Origin of the sequence: Streptomyces fildesensis (assembly GCF_016107395.1) — a bacterium.
Classification (GTDB): Bacteria; Actinomycetota; Actinomycetes; order Streptomycetales; family Streptomycetaceae; genus Actinacidiphila; species Actinacidiphila fildesensis.
In genome coordinates, this window is sequence record NZ_JAAIKO010000001.1 from 598470 (window position 1) to 616801 (window position 18332).

General features: G+C 70.9%; 16 protein-coding genes. 8 read left to right on the forward strand and 8 right to left on the reverse strand.

From position 1 onward, the window contains the following. Nucleotides 1–11: 11 nt before the first annotated feature. On the reverse strand, nucleotides 12–1658 hold the full coding sequence (locus C6N31_RS02605) for a serine/threonine-protein kinase (protein ID WP_198357076.1): 1647 nt from the start codon (nucleotides 1656–1658) through the stop codon (nucleotides 12–14). Between the two features lie 26 nt (nucleotides 1659–1684). Next, a complete protein-coding gene (locus tag C6N31_RS02610) occupies nucleotides 1685–3391 on the reverse strand; it encodes a glycerol-3-phosphate dehydrogenase/oxidase (protein ID WP_138352953.1) in 1707 nt (568 codons plus the stop codon). Nucleotides 3392–3612: 221 nt separating this feature from the next. Between C6N31_RS02610 and C6N31_RS02615 the strand changes: the two genes are divergently transcribed. Next, nucleotides 3613–4869, forward strand: a complete 1257-nt coding sequence (locus C6N31_RS02615) for a nucleotide sugar dehydrogenase (protein ID WP_138352952.1) — start codon at nucleotides 3613–3615, stop codon at nucleotides 4867–4869. A gap of 137 nt (nucleotides 4870–5006) precedes the next feature. Next, on the forward strand, nucleotides 5007–5573 hold the full coding sequence (locus C6N31_RS02620) for a hypothetical protein (protein WP_138352951.1): 567 nt from the start codon (nucleotides 5007–5009) through the stop codon (nucleotides 5571–5573). A 336-nt stretch (nucleotides 5574–5909) separates the two neighbouring features. On the opposite strand, the gene C6N31_RS02625 is transcribed toward C6N31_RS02620, so the two are convergent. From C6N31_RS02625 to C6N31_RS02640, 4 genes are all read right to left on the reverse strand, one after another. Continuing rightward, entirely contained in the window at nucleotides 5910–7031 is a 1122-nt protein-coding gene (locus tag C6N31_RS02625) for a GuaB3 family IMP dehydrogenase-related protein (RefSeq protein WP_138352950.1), read from the reverse strand. A gap of 104 nt (nucleotides 7032–7135) precedes the next feature. Next, entirely contained in the window at nucleotides 7136–8638 is a 1503-nt protein-coding gene (gene guaB / locus C6N31_RS02630; RefSeq protein ID WP_138352949.1) for an IMP dehydrogenase, read from the reverse strand. Nucleotides 8639–8751: 113 nt separating this feature from the next. Further along, the gene (locus C6N31_RS02635) at nucleotides 8752–9381 is read right to left on the reverse strand and encodes a sigma-70 family RNA polymerase sigma factor (protein WP_232484674.1); all 630 of its coding nucleotides are present in this window, start codon (nucleotides 9379–9381) and stop codon (nucleotides 8752–8754) included. Nucleotides 9382–9778: 397 nt separating this feature from the next. After that, a complete protein-coding gene (locus C6N31_RS02640) occupies nucleotides 9779–10390 on the reverse strand; it encodes a response regulator transcription factor (protein ID WP_003948568.1) in 612 nt (203 codons plus the stop codon). Between the two features lie 508 nt (nucleotides 10391–10898). On the opposite strand from C6N31_RS02640, the gene C6N31_RS02645 reads away from it, so the two are divergent. Then, nucleotides 10899–11207: a WhiB family transcriptional regulator gene (locus C6N31_RS02645; protein WP_138352947.1), complete on the forward strand. Its 309-nt coding sequence runs from the start codon at nucleotides 10899–10901 to the stop codon at nucleotides 11205–11207. 172 nt (nucleotides 11208–11379) lie between these two features. Here C6N31_RS02645 and C6N31_RS02650 read toward each other — a convergent pair whose 3' ends face one another. Further along, on the reverse strand, nucleotides 11380–12285 hold the full coding sequence (locus C6N31_RS02650; RefSeq protein ID WP_198357077.1) for a LysR family transcriptional regulator: 906 nt from the start codon (nucleotides 12283–12285) through the stop codon (nucleotides 11380–11382). A gap of 84 nt (nucleotides 12286–12369) precedes the next feature. Here C6N31_RS02650 and C6N31_RS02655 point away from each other — a divergent pair, with 84 nt between their 5' ends. The 5 genes from C6N31_RS02655 to C6N31_RS02675 all read left to right on the forward strand — a co-directional run bounded on the left by C6N31_RS02655 (nucleotide 12370) and on the right by C6N31_RS02675 (nucleotide 16606). Further along, the gene (locus C6N31_RS02655; RefSeq protein WP_198357078.1) at nucleotides 12370–13449 is read left to right on the forward strand and encodes an aminotransferase class V-fold PLP-dependent enzyme; all 1080 of its coding nucleotides are present in this window, start codon (nucleotides 12370–12372) and stop codon (nucleotides 13447–13449) included. Nucleotides 13450–13717: 268 nt separating this feature from the next. After that, nucleotides 13718–14383, forward strand: a complete 666-nt coding sequence (locus C6N31_RS02660) for an MOSC domain-containing protein (protein WP_198357079.1) — start codon at nucleotides 13718–13720, stop codon at nucleotides 14381–14383. 10 nt (nucleotides 14384–14393) lie between these two features. After that, nucleotides 14394–15044, forward strand: coding sequence for an MOSC domain-containing protein (locus C6N31_RS02665; RefSeq protein ID WP_138352943.1), 651 nt, complete (start codon nucleotides 14394–14396; stop codon nucleotides 15042–15044). A 9-nt stretch (nucleotides 15045–15053) separates the two neighbouring features. Next, nucleotides 15054–15827: an SDR family NAD(P)-dependent oxidoreductase gene (locus C6N31_RS02670; RefSeq protein WP_198357080.1), complete on the forward strand. Its 774-nt coding sequence runs from the start codon at nucleotides 15054–15056 to the stop codon at nucleotides 15825–15827. 77 nt (nucleotides 15828–15904) lie between these two features. Continuing rightward, nucleotides 15905–16606 carry an ester cyclase gene (locus C6N31_RS02675; protein ID WP_138352941.1) on the forward strand — a complete coding sequence of 234 codons (702 nt, stop codon included), beginning with the start codon at nucleotides 15905–15907 and terminating at the stop codon, nucleotides 16604–16606. A gap of 80 nt (nucleotides 16607–16686) precedes the next feature. On the opposite strand, the gene groL is transcribed toward C6N31_RS02675, so the two are convergent. Next, the gene (gene groL, locus C6N31_RS02680) at nucleotides 16687–18312 is read right to left on the reverse strand and encodes a chaperonin GroEL (RefSeq protein ID WP_138352940.1); all 1626 of its coding nucleotides are present in this window, start codon (nucleotides 18310–18312) and stop codon (nucleotides 16687–16689) included. Nucleotides 18313–18332 lie beyond the last annotated feature (20 nt).

The following is an 18332-nucleotide window of genomic DNA, read 5'->3' on the forward strand; positions in this document are numbered from 1 at the left end:
GCGAACCCGGCTTACTGCGCGGACGGCCGGAAACCGGCCACGGCGTTGTCGAACACCGGCTTGTACTCGTCCCATTGGGACTTGGGAGCGGAAAGGTAGATGGCGAACTCGCGTTCGCCTTCCTTGCCGAATCCCAGATCTATGGCCCGATAGTCGCGTTTACTGCCTTTGAACGTGAACTGCCAAATAGCGGCGTTCTGTCCGAATACGGTCGTCGGCTGCATGCGCTCCTGGTGATAGCCGGCCAGGGTGTCGCGCACCTTGGTCTCCAGGGACTTGAAGTGCGCGAGGTGGTCGGGACCGGCGTAGTCCAGGACGCTGAACTTGAGCCCCACGAGCCCGGTGGGATCGATGTAGTTGACCTCACCGTCCGCCACCGAGCGCCGCCAGCCCTTCGGCACCGGCACGGTGAAGCCCTTGGCGGCCTCGGTGGCCAGCCGGTAGTTCTTCGGGAGCGGCGGCGGCTCCGCGGTCGTGGACGTCGAGGGGCTGAGCGTCGTGGTCACCGGCGGCGCGGTGTGCTTCTTGGACGCGGTGGGACTGCCGCCGTCGTCCCGGAAGTACGCGAAGGCCGCGGTCCCGCCGCCCGCGACGGCGGCGGCGGTGAGCACCGCGACGACCCACCGGGCCCGGCGCCGCGGCCGGGGAGCGGCGGTTGGCGTGCCACCGGGGCCGGCCGTGGAGGCGTCGGGGACCGGCTCGGCGCCGTGGCCGACCGTCACCTGGGCGGTGGGGCGGGCGGGTTCGGCCGGCCGGGCGGATCCGGACCCGGCGGGCGGGACGGTGGTCGACGCGGTGCCGCCGCGCTCGAAGCGCGTGGTGTCCGCCTCGGCCGCCGGCAGCCGCAGCAGCCGTTCGGCCTCCTCCGCCGACATCCGCTCGCGCGGATCCTTGGCGAGCAGCCCGGCGATGACGTGTTCCAGCGGCCCTGCGTTGGCGGCGGGCAGCACCGGGTCCTCGGAGATGGCGTACGCGGTCTCGATCGCGGTGTCCCGGCGGAACGGCGAGTTCCCCTCCACCGCCTGATAGAGCGTCGCACCCAGCGCCCACAGGTCGGCCTCCGGGCCGGGCGACTGGCCCTTGATGCGTTCCGGCGACAGGAAGTCGATGGAGCCGATCAGCTCGCCGGTGCGGGTGAGCGTCGAGGTGCCGGACGCCTGGGCGATGCCGAAGTCGGTCAGCACCACCCGGCCGTCCCCGCCGAGCAGGACGTTGCCCGGCTTCACGTCGCGGTGCAGCACCCCGGCGCGGTGCGCGGCCCGCAGTGCGGCGACCATGCCGCGGCCGATCCGCGCGGCCTCCACGGGCGGCAGCGCGCCGTGCTTCTTCAGCGCTTCGCCCAGCGTCATGGACGGTACGTACTCCATGACGATGGACGGCAGGCCCTCGTCGTCCACCACGTCGTGCACGACGATGACGTTCGGGTGGCTGATCCGGGCGGCGGCGCGGGCCTCCCGGCGGGTGCGCTCGAAGATGGTGGCCAGTTCGTCCTCGTGCAGATGGGGCTGCGGGGGGTGCAGCTTCTTGACCGCGACCTGGCGGCCGAGCAGTTCGTCCTCCGCGCGCCAGACCGTGCCCATGCCCCCGCGGCCTATCCGCTCCACGAGCCGGTACCGGCCGGCGACGAGTCGCCCCGCCTCCGCGTGATCAGACACCATGCGCCCCTCTGCTCCCCCGTTGGTCCCTAGAGAGGCACGATATCCGGCGCGCCCAGCCGTGCCGCGTCCGCGGTCGTGTCGTCGGGCTGCCGCTGCGACTCGCGCTCCGCCTCGACGCGCTTCTGGTAGTGCTCGACCTCCTTCTCGATCTGCTCCTTGTCCCAGCCCAGGACGGGCGCCATGAGCTCGGCGGCCTCGCGGGCGCTGAGGGTGCCGCGGTCGAACGTCTCGATCGAGATACGGGTTCTGCGGGTCAGCACGTCGTCGAGGTGCCGGGCGCTCTCGTGCGACGCCGCGTACACGATCTCGGCCCGCAGATAGTCCTCGGCGGCGGGCAGCGCGTCGCCCAGCGACGGATCCTCCACGATGAGCTGCAGGACCTCCTCGGCGAGCGCGCCGTACCGGTTGAGCAGGTGCTCGATCCGGGCGACGTGCAGCCCCGTACGGGCCGCGAGCCGGGCCCGGGCGTTCCACAGCGCGTGGTAGCCCTCGGCGCCGACCAGCGGCACCTCCTCGGTGATGCACTCCGCGACCCGGTGGTCGAGCCCGTGGACGGCCTCGTCCACCGCGTCCTTCGCCATCACCCGGTACGTCGTGTACTTGCCGCCCGCGACGACGACCAGCCCCGGCAGCGGGTGCGCCACGGTGTGCTCGCGTGAGAGCTTGCTCGTCGCGTCCGACTCACCGGCCAGCAGCGGCCGCAGCCCGGCGTACACACCCTGGACGTCGTCCCTGGTCAGCGGGACGGAGAGCACCGAGTTGACGTGTTCGAGCAGATAGTCGATATCGGCGCTGGACGCGGCCGGGTGCGCCTTGTCGAGGTCCCAGTCCGTGTCGGTGGTGCCGATGATCCAGTGCCGTCCCCACGGAATCACGAAGAGCACGCTCTTCTCGGTCCGCAGGATCAGCCCGGACGAGGAGTGGATGCGGTCCTTCGGCACGACCAGGTGGATCCCCTTGGACGCCCTGACGTGGAACTGTCCGCGCTCGCCGATCAGCGCCTGGGTGTCGTCCGTCCAGACCCCGGTCGCGTTCACGACCTGCTTGGCCCGCACCTGGTACTCGCGGCCGCCCTCCACGTCCTGCACCCGGGCGCCGACCACGCGTTCGCCCTCCCGCAGGAAGCCGACCACCCGCGCCCGGTTGGCGACCTGGGCGCCGTACGCCGAGGCGGTCCTGACCAGCGTCGTGACGTAGCGCGCGTCGTCCATCTGGGCGTCGTAGTACTGCAACGCGCCGACCAGGGCGTCCTTCTTGAGGGCGGGGGCGACCCGCAGCGCGTGCTTACGTGTCAGATGGCGGTGCACGGGCAGCCCGCGGCCGTGGCCCGACGAGAACGACATGGCGTCGTACAGGGCGACGCCCGAGCCGGCGTAGAACCGCTCCCAGCCCTTGTGCTGCAGCGGGTACAGGAACGGCACCGGCTTCACCAGGTGCGGTGCGAGCCGCTCCAGCAGCAGGCCGCGCTCCTTGAGCGCCTCACGCACCAGGGCGAAGTCGAGCATCTCCAGATAGCGCAGACCGCCGTGGATCAGCTTGCTGGAGCGGCTGGAGGTGCCGGACGCCCAGTCCCGCGCCTCGACCAGGCCGGTCGACAGCCCGCGGGTCGCCGCGTCGAGCGCCGTACCGGCCCCGACGACGCCGCCGCCCACGACCAGGATGTCGAGCTCCTCGTCCGCCATCCGGGCGAGTGCCGCCTCGCGCTCGGCCGGGCCCAGTGTTGTCGTCCGCATTCGTGCCTCCTGTTGTGGAGCAGGTGCGTGCGCCCCGTCACTCGATAGTGACCGCCACAGGGGCCGACAGCCACCTTTGCACGCCCGGGCGCCCCCGGACCGGCGCCGGATCCGTGGACGAGTACCCCGCAGTACCGGCGCGCCGTGCGGTCATATCAGCCTTATGTCTGGTTAGCCTGTTTTGAAGCCATTCGTGGCTGCTAGGGAGAGGACTGACCCCCATGCCCGCAGACCTCGCCGTCATCGGACTCGGCCGCGCCGGGATCCTCCTCGCCCAAGCGGCAGCCGCCGCCGGAATCGGCGTCATCGGATACGACGCCGACGAGAACACCGCCGCGGACATCAACGCCGGCCGCGTACCGGCCGGCTCCCTCGCCGCCGCCGACATCCGCCGGATGCTCGCCACCGGATTCCGCGCCACCTCCGACCCCTCCGTGCTCGGCCGGGTCAGGACCGCCGTGATCTGCGCCCCGACCCCGCTCGGCGCCGACCGCGCCCTCGACCTCAGCGCCGTGGCGGCCGCCGCACGGGCGCTCGCCACGCATCTGCGGGCGCACACCACCGTGGTGCTCGAATCCACCGCCTACCCCGGCACCACCGAGGAATTCCTCCTCCCGATCCTGGAGGAGTCCGGCCTGCGGGCCGGCCGCGACTTCCATCTCGCCTACTCCCCCAGCCGCGTCGACCCCGGCAGCCGCGACCACCACATCCCCAACACCCCCAAGGTCATCGGCGGTTACACCTCCGCCTGCACCGAGGCCGCCGCCGCGTTCTACGGGCGCTTCGTCGAACGCGTCGTCCGCGCCCGCGGGCTGCGCGAGGCCGAGACCGTCAAGCTGCTGGAGACCAACTACCGGCACGTCAACATCGCCTTCGCCAACGAGATGGCGGTCTTCTGCCACGACGTCGGCGTCGACCTGTGGGACGTCATCCGCTGCGCCGAGACCAAGCCGTTCGGCTTCCAGGCCTTCCGCCCCGGCCCCGGCGTCGGCGGACCGGGCGTCGCCCTCGACCCCAACTACGTCGCCACCCGGGCCCGCACCCCCGGCTACCCGCTGCGCATCGTCGAACTGGCCCAGGAGGTCAACGGGCGGATGCCGCGCTACGTCGTCCAGCGCGCGGCCGCCCTGCTGAACGAGCACGGCAAGTCACTGCGCGGCGCCCGCGTCCTGCTGCTCGGCGTCACGTACAAGGCCGATCTGGCCGACCAGGAGAACGCCCCCGCCCGCGAGATCGGCTCCCGCCTCATCGAACTGGGCGCCCAGATCTGCTACCACGACCCGTACGTCCCCGAATGGCGCGTCCTGGACCGCCCCATCCCCCGCGCCGACTCCCTCTGGGAAGCCGCCGCCGACGCCGATCTGACCCTCCTGCTGCAGCATCACCGCACCTACGATCTCCAAGGCCTCGCCGTCAAGGCCCAGTTGCTCCTCGACACCCGCGGCGCCACCCCGGTAGGAGCCGCGGCCCGCTTGTAGCGGACCGGTAGCGGTCGCGTAACGGCCCGCTGAAACGTCTTGTCGCACTGTCATATCCGGCTGCTAGCCTTCGGGGCCATTGTTCGCACGCCACACTTCTGTGCGATGCAAACCTTCCATCCCCGGGGGACCCCACCATGAGCCAGTCGTACCCACCGCCGCAGCCGCCGCAGGGCGGCAACCCCTACGGCCAGCAGCCGGGCGTCGTCCCGCCGCAGGGCGGCAACCCGTTCGGCCAGCAGCCGCAGCAGCCGGGCGGCTTCGGCGGCTACCCGCCGCCCGCCCCGCTGCCGCCGGCCACCAACAACGTGGGCCTCGGCATCCTCGTCGGCATCCTCGCGATGATCGTCGGCGCCCTGGCGTACGGCGGGCTCATCAAGGTGACCGAGCACGAGATCGGCTACGCGGCCCTGGGTGTCGGCGCGCTGGTCGGTGCCGCACTCGGCAAGGTCGGCGGCCGCAACCCGGTCCTGCCGGTCATCGGCATCCCGCTCGCCCTGCTCGGCGTCTACCTCGGCCAGGTCTTCGGCATCACCCTGCTGCTCGCCGACTCCCCGGGCGCCCCCGGCGTCATGACGATCCTCACGGATCACTACGACATCGTGCAGCAGGCCTGGAAGGAGTCCCTCGGCGGCATGGACATCCTGTTCTTCGGCATCGCCGGCCTCGAGGGCTTCGTCATCGCCAAGCGCGTAGCGAGCTGACGCAGCCCGCAGCAGCAGATGTGACGCAAGGGGGCCGGGACCGTCCCCCCTCACCCTCCCGCACAGGATGTGGTGACGTGAGGGGGCCGGGACCGTCCCCCTCCCCTCCCGCACAGGCACGCTTGGACGTGAGGGGGACGGGGCCGCAGGGGTGGGGTTTCGAAATGCTGCCGAGCTATTTGAGGGCCGCCAGGCCCTAAATAGTCGATTTCGAAGCCCCGCCCCGGAGGCCCCGTCCCCCGACCGCACCACAAACGCAAAGGGGCCCGGACCGCTGCACCACAGCGATCCGGGCCCCTTCACGTCACAACGTCAGCGCGTCACAACGTCAGCGCGTCAGCGACGATGCGCAGGCGACACCGTCACCTCGACCCGCTGGAACTCCTTCAGGTCCGAGTAACCCGTCGTGGCCATCGAACGGCGCAGCGCCCCGAAGAAGTTCATCGACCCGTTCGGCGCGTGCGACGGACCGAGCAGGATCTCCTCGGTGGTGCCGGCGGTGCCGAGGTTCATGCGCTTGCCGCGCGGCAGCTCCGGGTTGACCGCCTCCATGCCCCAGTGGAAGCCGCGCCCCGGCGCGTCCGTGGCGCGGGCCAGCGGGGAGCCCATCATCACGGCGTCGGCGCCGCAGGCGACCGCCTTCGGCAGGTCGCCGCTGGAGCCGAAGCCGCCGTCCGCGATGACGTGCACGTACCGGCCGCCGGACTCGTCCATGTAGTCGCGGCGGGCGGCCGCGACATCGGCGACCGCGGTCGCCATCGGCACCTGGATGCCGAGCACGGCGCGCGTGGTGTGCGCGGCGCCGCCGCCGAAGCCGACCAGCACACCGGCGGCGCCGGTCCGCATCAGGTGCAGCGCCGCGGTGTACGTGGCGCAGCCGCCGACGATGACCGGCACGTCCAGCTCGTAGATGAACTGCTTCAGGTTGAGCGGCTCGTGCGAGCCCGAGACATGCTCGGCCGACACGGTGGTGCCGCGGATCACGAAGATGTCCACGCCCGCGTCCACGACGGCCTTGGAGAACTGCGCGGTGCGCTGCGGGGAGAGCGCGGCGGCGGTCACGACACCGGCGTCACGCACCTCCTTGATGCGCTGCCCGATCAGCTCTTCCCGGATCGGCGCCGAGTAGATCTCCTGGAGGCGGGCGGTCGCGGCCGTCTCGTCCAGTTCGGCGATCTCGGCGAGCAGCGGCTCCGGGTCGTCGTACCGGGTCCACAGACCCTCGAGGTTGAGCACGCCCAGGCCGCCCAGGTTTCCGATGCGGATCGCGGTCTCGGGCGAGACCACGGAGTCCATCGGGGCGGCGAGGAAGGGGAGCTCGAAGCGGTAGGCGTCGATCTGCCAGGCGATCGAGACCTCCTTCGGGTCCCGGGTGCGGCGGCTGGGGACGACGGCGATGTCGTCGAATGCGTACGCCCTGCGGCCGCGCTTGCCCCGCCCGATCTCGATCTCAGTCACTGTTGGCCCTTCTTCGCTGGTCTACCCGCCCAGTATCCCCGAGCGGGCAAGCGGAAGCCCGCAGACCATCGGTCTGCGGGCTTCCGCTGACGTTCTCCCGCAGGTCAGCGCCCGTGATAGTTCGGCGCCTCGACGGTCATCTGGATGTCGTGCGGGTGGGACTCCTTGAGGCCGGCGGAGGTGATCCGCACGAAGCGCCCCTTGGTCGCCATCTCGTCGATGCTGGCGGCGCCCACGTAGCCCATGGTCTGGCGCAGACCGCCGACCAGCTGGTGCAGCACCGCGGAGAGCGGGCCGCGGTACGGGACCTGGCCCTCGATGCCCTCGGGGACCAGCTTGTCGTCCGAGGAGACCTCGGCCTGGAAGTAGCGGTCCTTGGAGTACGACATGCCCTGGCCGCGGGACTGCATCGCGCCGAGCGAACCCATGCCGCGGTACGACTTGAACTGCTTGCCGTTGATGAAGAGCAGCTCGCCGGGGCTCTCCTCACAGCCGGCCAGCAGGCTGCCGAGCATCACGGTGTCGGCGCCGGCCGCGAGGGCCTTGCCGATGTCGCCGGAGTACTGCAGGCCGCCGTCGCCGATGACCGGGACGCCCGCGGCCTGGCAGGCCACCGCCGCCTCGTAGATCGCGGTGACCTGCGGGACGCCGATGCCGGCGACCACGCGGGTGGTGCAGATGGAGCCGGGGCCGACGCCGACCTTGACGCCGTCGGCGCCCGCGTCGATCAGGGCCTGGGCACCGTCACGGGTGGCGATGTTGCCGCCGATGACATCCACCGAGACGCTCGACTTGATCTTGGAGATCCAGCTCAGCGCGTTGCTGTTGTGCCCGTGCGAGGTGTCCACGATCAGGAAGTCCACACCGGCCGCGACCAGGCCCTGGGCGCGCTCCAGCGCCTCCGGGCTGGCGCCGACGGCCGCGCCGACCAGCAGCCGGCCCTCGGCGTCCTTGGCGGCGAGCGGGTACTTCTCGGCCTTGACGAAGTCCTTGACGGTGATCAGGCCCTTGAGCCGGCCCTCGTCGTCGACCAGCGGAAGCTTCTCGATCTTGTGGCGGCGCAGCAGGCCGATCGCGTCCACGCCGGAGATGCCGACCTTGCCGGTGACCAGCGGCATCGGCGTCATGACCTCGCGCACCTGGCGCGAGCGGTCGCTCTCGAAGGCCATGTCGCGGTTGGTGACGATGCCGAGCAGCTTGCCCGCGGCGTCGGTGACCGGGACACCGCTGATGCGGAACTTGGCACAGAGCGCGTCCGCCTCGGCGAGCGTCGCGTCCGGGTGCACGGTGATCGGGTCGGTGACCATGCCGGACTCGGAGCGCTTCACGAGGTCGACCTGGTTGACCTGGTCCTCGATGGACAGGTTGCGGTGCAGCACGCCCACGCCGCCCTGCCGCGCCATGGCGATGGCCATCCGCGCCTCGGTGACCTTGTCCATGGCGGCGGACAGCAGCGGGATGTTGACCCGGACGTTGCGGGAGATCCGGGAGGCGGTGTCGACCTGGTTCGGGAGCACCTCGGAGGCGCCCGGCAGCAGCAGCACGTCGTCGTACGTGAGGCCGAGCATCGCGAATTTCTCGGGTACCCCTGCGGCGTTCAGAGTCATGACACCTTCCCAATGGTCTTGCCCGGCGAGTTGTTCAATGCTAGTGGACTCCGCGGGCATTCCCGGCGCCGAAGCCGGGACCCCGGGGAGCACCACCGGCGCTGGGACAGGTCCTACGCGCTGAGACCTCGGGGATCGCCGCCGGTCGACGCCTCCGCGGACTCCTCCGCGATGGCGCGCAGCCTGCTGAGGGCACGGTGCTGGGCGACCCGGACGGCTCCGGGCGACATCCCCAGCACCTGCCCGGTCTCCTCGGCGCTGAGGCCGACCGCGACCCGCAGCAGCACCAGTTCCCGCTGGTGCTCGGGAAGGTTGGCGAGCAGCTTCTTGGCCCAGGCCGCGTCGCTGCTGAGCAGTGCGCGCTCCTCGGGGCCGAGCGAGTCGTCCGGCTTCTCCGGCATCTCGTCGGAGGGCACGGCGGTGCTGCCCGGGCCGCGCATGGCGGCCCGCTGCAGATCCGCGACCTTGTGGGCGGCGATGGCGAAGACGAATGCCTCGAACGGCCGCCCCTGGTCGCGATAGCGCGGCAGCGCGCACAGCACGGCGAGGCAGACCTCCTGGGCGAGGTCGTCCACGAAGTGACGAGCATCACCGGGCAACCGGGACAAACGGCCGCGGCAATACCGCTCGGCCAGCGGGTGCACCAGGGCCAGCAGATCATGGGTCGCCTGCTCGTCACCATCGACCGCACGGCGGACGAGGGCGCCGAAGGCTGCGTTGTCGCCGTTGGCCTCGTCTCGCATCGGTCCATGGTGCATGGCCGCAGGACGTTCTGCCGCATCGCGTGAGTCCTTGTGCACCGAAGCGTTATGCGCGGGGGCGTCGGCCGCCTTCACGGCGTCCCCCCGCTGCCCCGCCCGCCGATCCCCGAGGAAGTCCATACGTCAAGCATGCGTCCTCGCTCGGGAAACCGGTACGAGCGGGGCGGCTCCACCCGTAAGCCCACCGCCCATGGCCCTGGTTCCTAGGCCGGGTCTGACAAATAGCGGCGTCCGCCCGAAGGGCGGGGCCCGGGGCGTCTGGTGCGTGCGATCGCAAGGCGGAGGGTCGTCCTCGTACCGGGGTACGTGGATGAGCCCGACAACGCAGCGAGCGTGCGTACCAGGCGTCCCGGGCCAGGCGGGATTTGTCAGACACGGCCTAGCGGACCAGGCCCCAGCGGAACCCGAGCGCCACGGCGTGGGCCCGGTCCGACGCACCGAGTTTCTTGAACAGCCGCCGGGCGTGCGTCTTGACGGTGTCCTCGGAGAGGAACAGCTCGCGGCCGATCTCGGCGTTGGACCGTCCATGGCTCATGCCCTCGAGCACCTGGATCTCGCGCGCGGTCAGGGTCGGCGCGGCGCCCATCTCGGCGGAGCGCAGCCGGCGCGGGGCCAGCCGCCAGGTCGGGTCGGCGAGCGCCTGGGTGACGGTGGCCCGCAGTTCGGCGCGCGAGGCGTCCTTGTGCAGGTACCCCCGGGCACCGGCCGCGACGGCGAGCGCCACGCCGTCCAGGTCCTCGGCGACGGTGAGCATGATGATGCGGGCGCCCGGGTCCGCCGAGAGCAGCCGGCGCACGGTCTCGACACCGCCGAGGCCGGGCATCCGGACATCCATGAGAATGAGGTCCGAGCGGTCGGCGCCCCAGCGGCGGAGGACTTCCTCGCCGTTGGCCGCGGTCGTTACACGCTCGACGCCGGGCACGGTCGCGACCGCGCGGCGCAGGGCCTCTCGGGCGAGCGGGGAGTCGTCACAGACGAGGACGGAAGTCATGCCCGCCCTCCGCAGCTGAACCGCGTCACGTTGAGCCTCCAGGCTGTACGAAACTTCACCGTTGGGGCTGACGGCGTCGGGCACCTGCCCGAATCGTTCGTCCGCCAACCACTTCCGCACTCTCAACGACCCTCACTCGAAAGAGTTACGGAGTTTGGCTGCCGTAGCCAGCACTCTACGTGAGGGAACGAATACGGATCAGCCGCATCGCAGGTCCAGAGGGCGCACTGGGATCGGGCCCGGAAGCACTTCGCGCGCCCACTTGCCGGACATGCATCCCGCCGAACGGGTCTTATGTCGGAGTTTGCACTATTTGGATGCTCTTTGGCGCATTGCACGGTGTTCGCGGCTAAATTTGTGATGAGTCATATTTACATCTACTTAGACAGTAGATGTACGGTCGAGAGCACCTGGAGCGTGTCCAGCCGGCAGCGACCGGACTCGGACGGTCCGGGCAGCGACCGGACAGGACCCTGGCTCCTCAACACACCCTTCGAGGGGATGAGCAATGGCAGACTTCTCCCGCCTTCCGGGCCCGAACGCCGATCTATGGGACTGGCAGCTCGTCGCGGCTTGCCGCGGCGTCGACAGCTCCCTGTTCTTCCACCCAGAAGGCGAGCGCGGCGCCGCCCGAAGCGCCCGCGAGGCCTCCGCCAAGGAGGTCTGCATGCGGTGCCCGGTACGCGCGGAGTGCGCGACGCACGCGCTGGCCGTACGGGAGCCCTACGGAGTGTGGGGCGGGCTGACGGAGGATGAGCGCGAAGAGATGATGGGCCGCTCGCGGCACCGGCTGCTCACCATGCAGCCGACGAACTGAAGAATCGTTTCTTCGGCGCGTATGCGCGTCCCGCGCGGGTTCGGCACGTCCCGTGCGCGACGTCGGCGCCTCCGGCGCGCGGCTTCGTCGCCTGTGGCCGGCTTCCGCACTCGTCCGCGCGGCTACGGGCACAGCCGTGCCTGCCAGGCCCGGGCGGGTGTGACGCCCTGACCTACCGCAGGCCCGCCCGCGCGAGGCGGCCGAGCATCATGTCCACGGCCGGCACATGGGCCAGGTCGGGCAGTGTGAGGGCCACCACCTCACGCTGCACGGCCGGAAGCACCTCCAGCACCGCGACGCCCTTGGGGCGCACCGCCTCCAGCGCCAGCTCCGGCAGCACCGCCACCCCGAGCCCGGCCGCGACCAGGCCCACCACCGCCGGATAGTCGTCCGTCGCGAAGTCGATGCGCGGGGTGAAGCCCGCGCGCTCGCACACCTCCACCAGATGGCGGCGGCAGCGCGGGCAGCCCGCGATCCACTCCTCCTCCGCCAGCTCCTCGATGCGCACCGGCCGGTCCCCGGCCGCGAGCCGGTGCCCGGCGGGCACCAGGCCGACCAGCCGGTCGGTCAGCAGCGGCCGGACGACCAGGTCGTCCCACTGCTCCTCCGCAGCGGTCGGCAGATCCACGTAGCGGAACGCCAGCGTGATGTCGCAGTCCCCCGCACGGAGCATCTCCACCGACTTCGGCGGCTCCGCCTCCACCAGCGAGATCTTCGTGCCGGGGTGCGCGGCGCGCATCCCCGCGACCGCGGTGGGCACCAGCGTCGAGCTGCCCGACGGGAACGACGACAGCCGCACCCGTCCGGCGCGCAGCCCCGCGATGGCCGCGACCTCCTCCTCGGCGGCCGTCAGGCCCGCCAGGATCCCGGCCGCGTGCCGGACCAGCGCCTCGCCGGCCTCCGTCAGCCGCATCTCCCGGCCGGTCCTGATCAGCAGGGTGGTCCCGGCGGACAGCTCCAGGGCCTTCATCTGCTGACTGACTGCGGGCTGGGTACAGCCCAGCTCCCGGGCGGCGGCGGAGAACGAACCGGTCCTGGCCACGGCGCGGAGCACCCTGAGATGACGTGCCTCGATCATACTTCAACCATAAGCGATACTTGGGGATACTTCGAAGTTATTGGTCGTGGACTTTGAGAGCGGGGCGCGGCAGGCTCAGGAGGCATGGACTCCCTACCGAACTCCGGGCCGGCCGGCGGCGCGTTCTCCTCGATCGCGCCGGGCATCACGTACCTGAACACCGCCACCATGGGGCTGCCGCCCACCCGGACGGCCGAAGCCCTGCGTACCGCCATCGACGACTGGGCCGCCGGGCGGCCGCCCCTCGACCGGTACGAGGCCGCCGTCGGCGCCGCCCGCGCGTCGTTCGCCCGGCTGCTGTCCACCTCCGTCGACCGGGTCGCCATCGGCTCGACCGTCTCCACGAGCGTCGGCAAGATCGCCGCGGCGCTGCCGGCGGGCTCCGAAGTGCTCGTCGCCGACGGCGACTTCAGCTCCCTGGTGAACCCGTTCGCCGGCCGCGGTGACCTGGCCCTGCGCTCCGTCCCGCTGGCCGGCCTGGCGGCCGAGGTGCGGCCGGGGACGGCGCTCGTCGCCGTCAGCGCCGTCCAGTCGGCCGACGGCCGCGTCGCCGACCTCCCGGCGATCCGCGCCGCGGCCGCCGCGCACGGCGCCCGCACCCTCGTCGACGCCACCCAGGCGGCCGGCTGGCTCCCCCTGCGCGCCGACGACTACGACTACCTCGTCTGCGGCTCCTTCAAGTGGCTCCTCGGCGCGCACGGCGTCTCCTTCCTCACCGTCCGCCCCGGCACCGAGGACGGCCTCTCCCCCGCGTTCGCCGGCTGGTACGCGGGGGACGACCCCTGGGCGGAGTGCTACGGCCCGATCGCCCGACTGGCGACGACGGCGCGGCAGTTCGACGCGTCGCCGGCGTATCTGGGGTTCGTGGCGGTGGCGGAGTCGCTGGCGCTGATCGAGGAGGCGGGGGTGGAGGCGATCCACGCGCATGACGTGTCGCTGGCTACGGCGTTCCGGGACGGGATGGCGGAGTTGGGGTTCCCGGCGATCGGGGAGGGTGGGTCGGCGATCGTGTCGGTTCCGGGGTTGCCGGGTTGGGTGGCGGGGCGGTTGGAGGAGGCGGGGGTGGAGTTGGCGGCGCGGGCGGGGAATCTGCGGTTCGCGTTTCATCTGTACAACGGGTCTGCGGATGTGGAGCGGGTGTTGGGCGTTCTGCGGGCGGGGTGACGGAGTCGGGGGCCTCACGTCACAGCCCGTCTGTGCGGGTCGTGGGCGGGAACACCGCCCTCGGGTCCCTTGCGCCTGCGCGCCGAGTCTGCGGACGGGTGCCGACGCGCATCCGCCCATACGAGCAAGGGGCGGGGGGTGGAGAAAGCCCGCCGCAGGCGCAACGGCGGGACAGGCGCCGACGTACCCGCACCCCGCCGGCAGGCGTGTGGCGCAACGGCGGGGCGAGGGCTGACGTACCCGCGCCCCCGACGCCTATCGTCGAAGCATGCTGCTGCTATCTGTCAATGTGGGCCGGCCGCAGGCCAATCCCTGGAAGGGAATCGCCGCGACCGGCATCGACAAGCGTCCCGTGACCGGCCCGGTGGCCGTGGCGGCGCCCGGGGCGAAAGGCACCGGGGCCGTGGGGCTCGCCGGGGACCGCGTCCATGACGTGAAGCATCACGGTGGGAACGATCAGGCCGTGTACGCCTACGCACGGGAGGACCTCGACGGGTGGGAGGGCGAGCTCGGGCGGAAGCTGCCCAACGGGGTGTTCGGGGAGAACCTCACGACATCCGGGGTGGATGTGAACGGCGCGCTCATCGGGGAGCGGTGGCGGGTGGGGGCCGGGGTGGTGCTGGAGGTGTCGTGTCCGCGGATTCCGTGTGTGACGTTCGAGGGCTGGCTGGACCGGCCGGGATGGCTCAAGCGGTTCACCGCGGCCGCGGTGCCCGGGGCGTATCTGCGGGTGGTCACGGCGGGCGAGATCTGCGCGGGGGACGCGGTGGAGGTCGTCGGGCGGCCGGAGCACGAGGTGACGGTCGCGCTGGCGTTCCGGGCGCTGACCGGAGAGCCGGAGCTGCTGCCGCGGCTGGTCGTCGCGGACGCGCTGCCCGCCGGGGATCTCGAGCGGATCCGCAGGAGGGTCGCCGGACGGGGGCCGCGAACGTAAGGTGCTTTGCATGTCGCGACTCCTGTCACTCAATATCGGCCGCCTGATGGCCGTCGGCTACTCGGATCGTGGGACGACCGGGATCGACAAACGGCCCGTCGACGGCCCGGTGGCGGTGGCCGACCCCGGGCCGCAGGGAGTGGCGGGCAGCGGGCTGGCGGGGGACGACATCATCGACCGGCGGTTCCACGGCGGGGACGACCAGGCCGTGTACGCGTTCGCGCGGGAGGACCTGGACCGGTGGGAGCGGGTGCTCGGGCGGGAGCTGCCCAGCGGGGTGTTCGGGGAGAACTTCACGACGGCCGGGGTGGAGGTCAACTCCGCGGTGATCGGGGAGCGCTGGCGCGTCGGTGAGGTGGTGCTGGAGGTGACCTCGCCGCGGATACCGTGCCGCACCTTCGCCGGGTGGTTGGACGAGAAGGGGTGGGTCAAGCGCTTCACCCAGGACCGCAGGCCCGGTGCCTTTCTGCGGGTCGTCGAGCCGGGTTCGGTGCGGGCGGGTGACGGGATCACCGTGCTGTCGCGACCCGATCACGAGGTGACCGTCGAGTTCCTGTTCCGGGCGATGACGACGGAGTCGGAGCTGCTGCCGCGGACGCTGGTGGCGATCGACCTGATCAACAGGTCGTACGCGGAATCGATCCGCAAGCGGCTCGGCTAACTTCATGGCATGACGACTTCACTGATCACCGGCTCGACGGCAGGGGTCGGCGCCGCCTTCGCGCGCCGGCTGGCGGCCGATGGGCACAACCTGGTGCTGGTGGCCCGGGACGCCGAGCGGCTGCGGAAGCAGGCGGCCGAACTGCACGATCGGCACGGCATCGAGGCGGAGGTGCTCTCCGCCGACCTGTCGCGGGACGACGGGATCGCGGCCGTCGAGTCACGGCTCGCGGACCGGTCCGATGCGGTGGATCTGCTCATCAACAACGCCGGGTTCGGCAACAAGGGGCGCTATCTCGAGGTCTCGATGGCCGATGAGCTGACCATGCTCAAGGTGCACTGCGAGGCGGTGCTGCGGCTGACGAGCGCGGCGGCGGACGGCATGCGGGAGCGGGGACGTGGCGGCGTGGTGAACGTCGCGTCGGTCGCCGCCTTCGTGCCGCGCGGGACGTACGGGGCGAGCAAGGCGTGGGTCGTGCAGTTCACGCAGGGCGCGTCGAAGGATCTGGCGGGGACCGGCGTACGGCTGATGGCGCTCTGCCCCGGCTTCGTGCGGACCGAATTCCATGAGCGTGCCGGGATGGGGACGGACAACATCCCGGGCTGGATGTGGCTGGACGCGGACAAGCTGGTCGCGACGGCGCTCAAGGACCTGGCCCGCGGGAAGACGCTGTCCGTGCCGGACCCGAGGTACAAGACGCTGATGGGCCTGGTGAAGCTGGCGCCGCGCGGCCTGCTCGGCGGGGTCACCTCCAGGACGGGCCGCAAGTACGGGCCGCAGTAGCCGCTGCCCGGCGGTATCTGCGGAAGGCGCATTTCTCACTAAAATGGACGTATCCCACCCGGCTCGGGAGGTACGCCATGCACTTCACGCAGATCATCGACTTCAAGACCGACCAGTTCGACGACATGAACCAGCTCATGGACCGCTGGGTCGAACAGACCAAGGGCAAGCGGACCGCGAGCCACAGCGTCATCGGCAAGGACCGCGCCGACGCGTCCCACTACGTCGAGATCGTGGAATTCCCGTCGTACGAAGAGGCGATGAAGAATTCCCAGCTCCCGGAGACGGAGCGGATCTTCCAGGAGATGGTGGCGCTCTGCGACGGGATGCCCACGTTCACGGACCTGGACGTGGTCCGGGACGAGCAGCTCAACAAGGCGGCCTGCCGCCGGTTCTTCGAAGAGATCGCCAATGACGGCAATCTGGACGCCATCGAGGAGATCTTCGCGGCCGACTACCGCGATCACGACCCCAACAACGAGACGCCCACCATGGGAACCGCCGCCCTGCGCGAGGAAGTCGCCGGATACCGGGCGGGATTCGACTTCCGGTTCACGATCGACGACCAGCTCGCCGAAGGGGACCGCGTGGCGAACCGGTGGACCTGGACCGCCACGCACGTCGCGGAGTTCCGCGGCATGCCGGCCACCGACCGGCAGGCCCGGATGACCGGCCAGACGGTCTTCCGGTTCCAGGACGGGATGATCGTGGAAGCCTGGTGGAACCACGACATGCTCGGCCTGCTGACCAAGCTCGGCGTGATCGAGATGCCTCACTAGCGCCCGGTACGGCGAAAGGCCCCTGCTCCCGCCGGGCGGCGGGAGCAGGGGCCTTCGTGCGACAGAGCGCGGCTACGACGTCAGTGCGAGTGGCCGTGGCCGCCGTGGCCGGCGTCGCCCTCGTCCTCGGCCGGCTTCTCGACGACCAGGGTCTCGGTCGTGAGCAGCAGGGCCGCGATGGAAGCGGCGTTCTCCAGCGCGGAGCGGGTGACCTTGACCGGGTCGATGACGCCGGCCTTCACGAGGTCGCCGTACTCGTTGGTGGCGGCGTTGAAGCCGTGACCGGCCTCCAGCTCCGCGACCTTGGCGGTGATGACGTAGCCCTCGAGGCCCGCGTTCTCCGCGATCCAGCGAAGCGGCTCGACGGCGGCGCGGCGGACGACCGCGACACCCGTGGCCTCGTCGCCGGACAGGCCGAGGTTGCCCTCAAGGACCTTGACGGCGTGGACGAGAGCGGAGCCACCGCCGGAGACGATGCCCTCCTCGACCGCGGCGCGGGTCGCCGAGATGGCGTCCTCGAGACGGTGCTTCTTCTCCTTGAGCTCCACCTCGGTGGCCGCGCCGACCTTGATGACGCAGACGCCGCCGGCGAGCTTCGCGAGGCGCTCCTGGAGCTTCTCGCGGTCCCAGTCGGAGTCGGTGGCGGCGATCTCGGCCTTGATCTGGCCGACACGGCCGTCGATCTCGGCCTTGTCACCGGCACCATCGACGATGGTGGTGTCGTCCTTGGAGATGGTCACGCGGCGGGCGGTGCCCAGCAGGTCGAGACCGGCCTGGTCGAGCTTGAGGCCGACCTCTTCGGCGATGACGGTCGCACCGGTGAGGGTGGCGATGTCGCCGAGCATGGCCTTGCGGCGGTCACCGAAGCCCGGGGCCTTCACCGCGACGGCGTTGAAGGTGCCGCGGATCTTGTTGACGACGAGGGTGGAGAGCGCCTCGCCCTCGACGTCCTCGGCGATGATCAGCAGGGGCTTGGACGCGCCGGCCTGGATGACCTTCTCCAGCAGCGGCAGCAGGTCCTGGATCGAGGAGATCTTGCCCTGGTGGATCAGGATGTACGGGTCGTCGAGGACGGCCTCCATACGCTCCTGGTCGCTGACGAAGTAGGGCGACAGGTAGCCCTTGTCGAAGGCCATGCCCTCGGTGAAGTCCAGCTCCAGGCCGAAGGTGTTGGACTCTTCGACGGTGATGACACCGTCCTTGCCGACCTTGTCCATCGCCTCGGCGATGAGCTCGCCGACCTGCTTGTCCTGGGCGGACAGCCCGGCGACGGCCGCGATGTCTTCCTTGCCCTCGATCGCGCGGGCGGTCTTCAGCAGCTCCTCGGAGACAGCCTTGACCGCGGCGTCGATGCCCTTCTTCAGGGAGGCGGGGGAAGCGCCGGCGGCGACGTTGCGCAGGCCCTCGCGGACCAGTGCCTGGGCCAGCACGGTGGCGGTGGTGGTGCCGTCACCCGCGATGTCGTTGGTCTTGGTCGCCACCTCCTTCACGAGCTGGGCGCCAAGGTTCTCGTACGGGTCGTCGAGCTCGACCTCACGGGCGATGGTGACACCGTCGTTGGTGATGGTCGGCGCGCCGAACTTCTTGTCGATGACGACGTTGCGGCCCTTGGGACCGATCGTCACCTTCACGGTGTCGGCAAGCTTGTTGACGCCACGCTCAAGGGCGCGACGGGCGTCCTCGTCAAACTTAAGGATCTTCGGCACTGCGTCCTACCTCGTCTTTT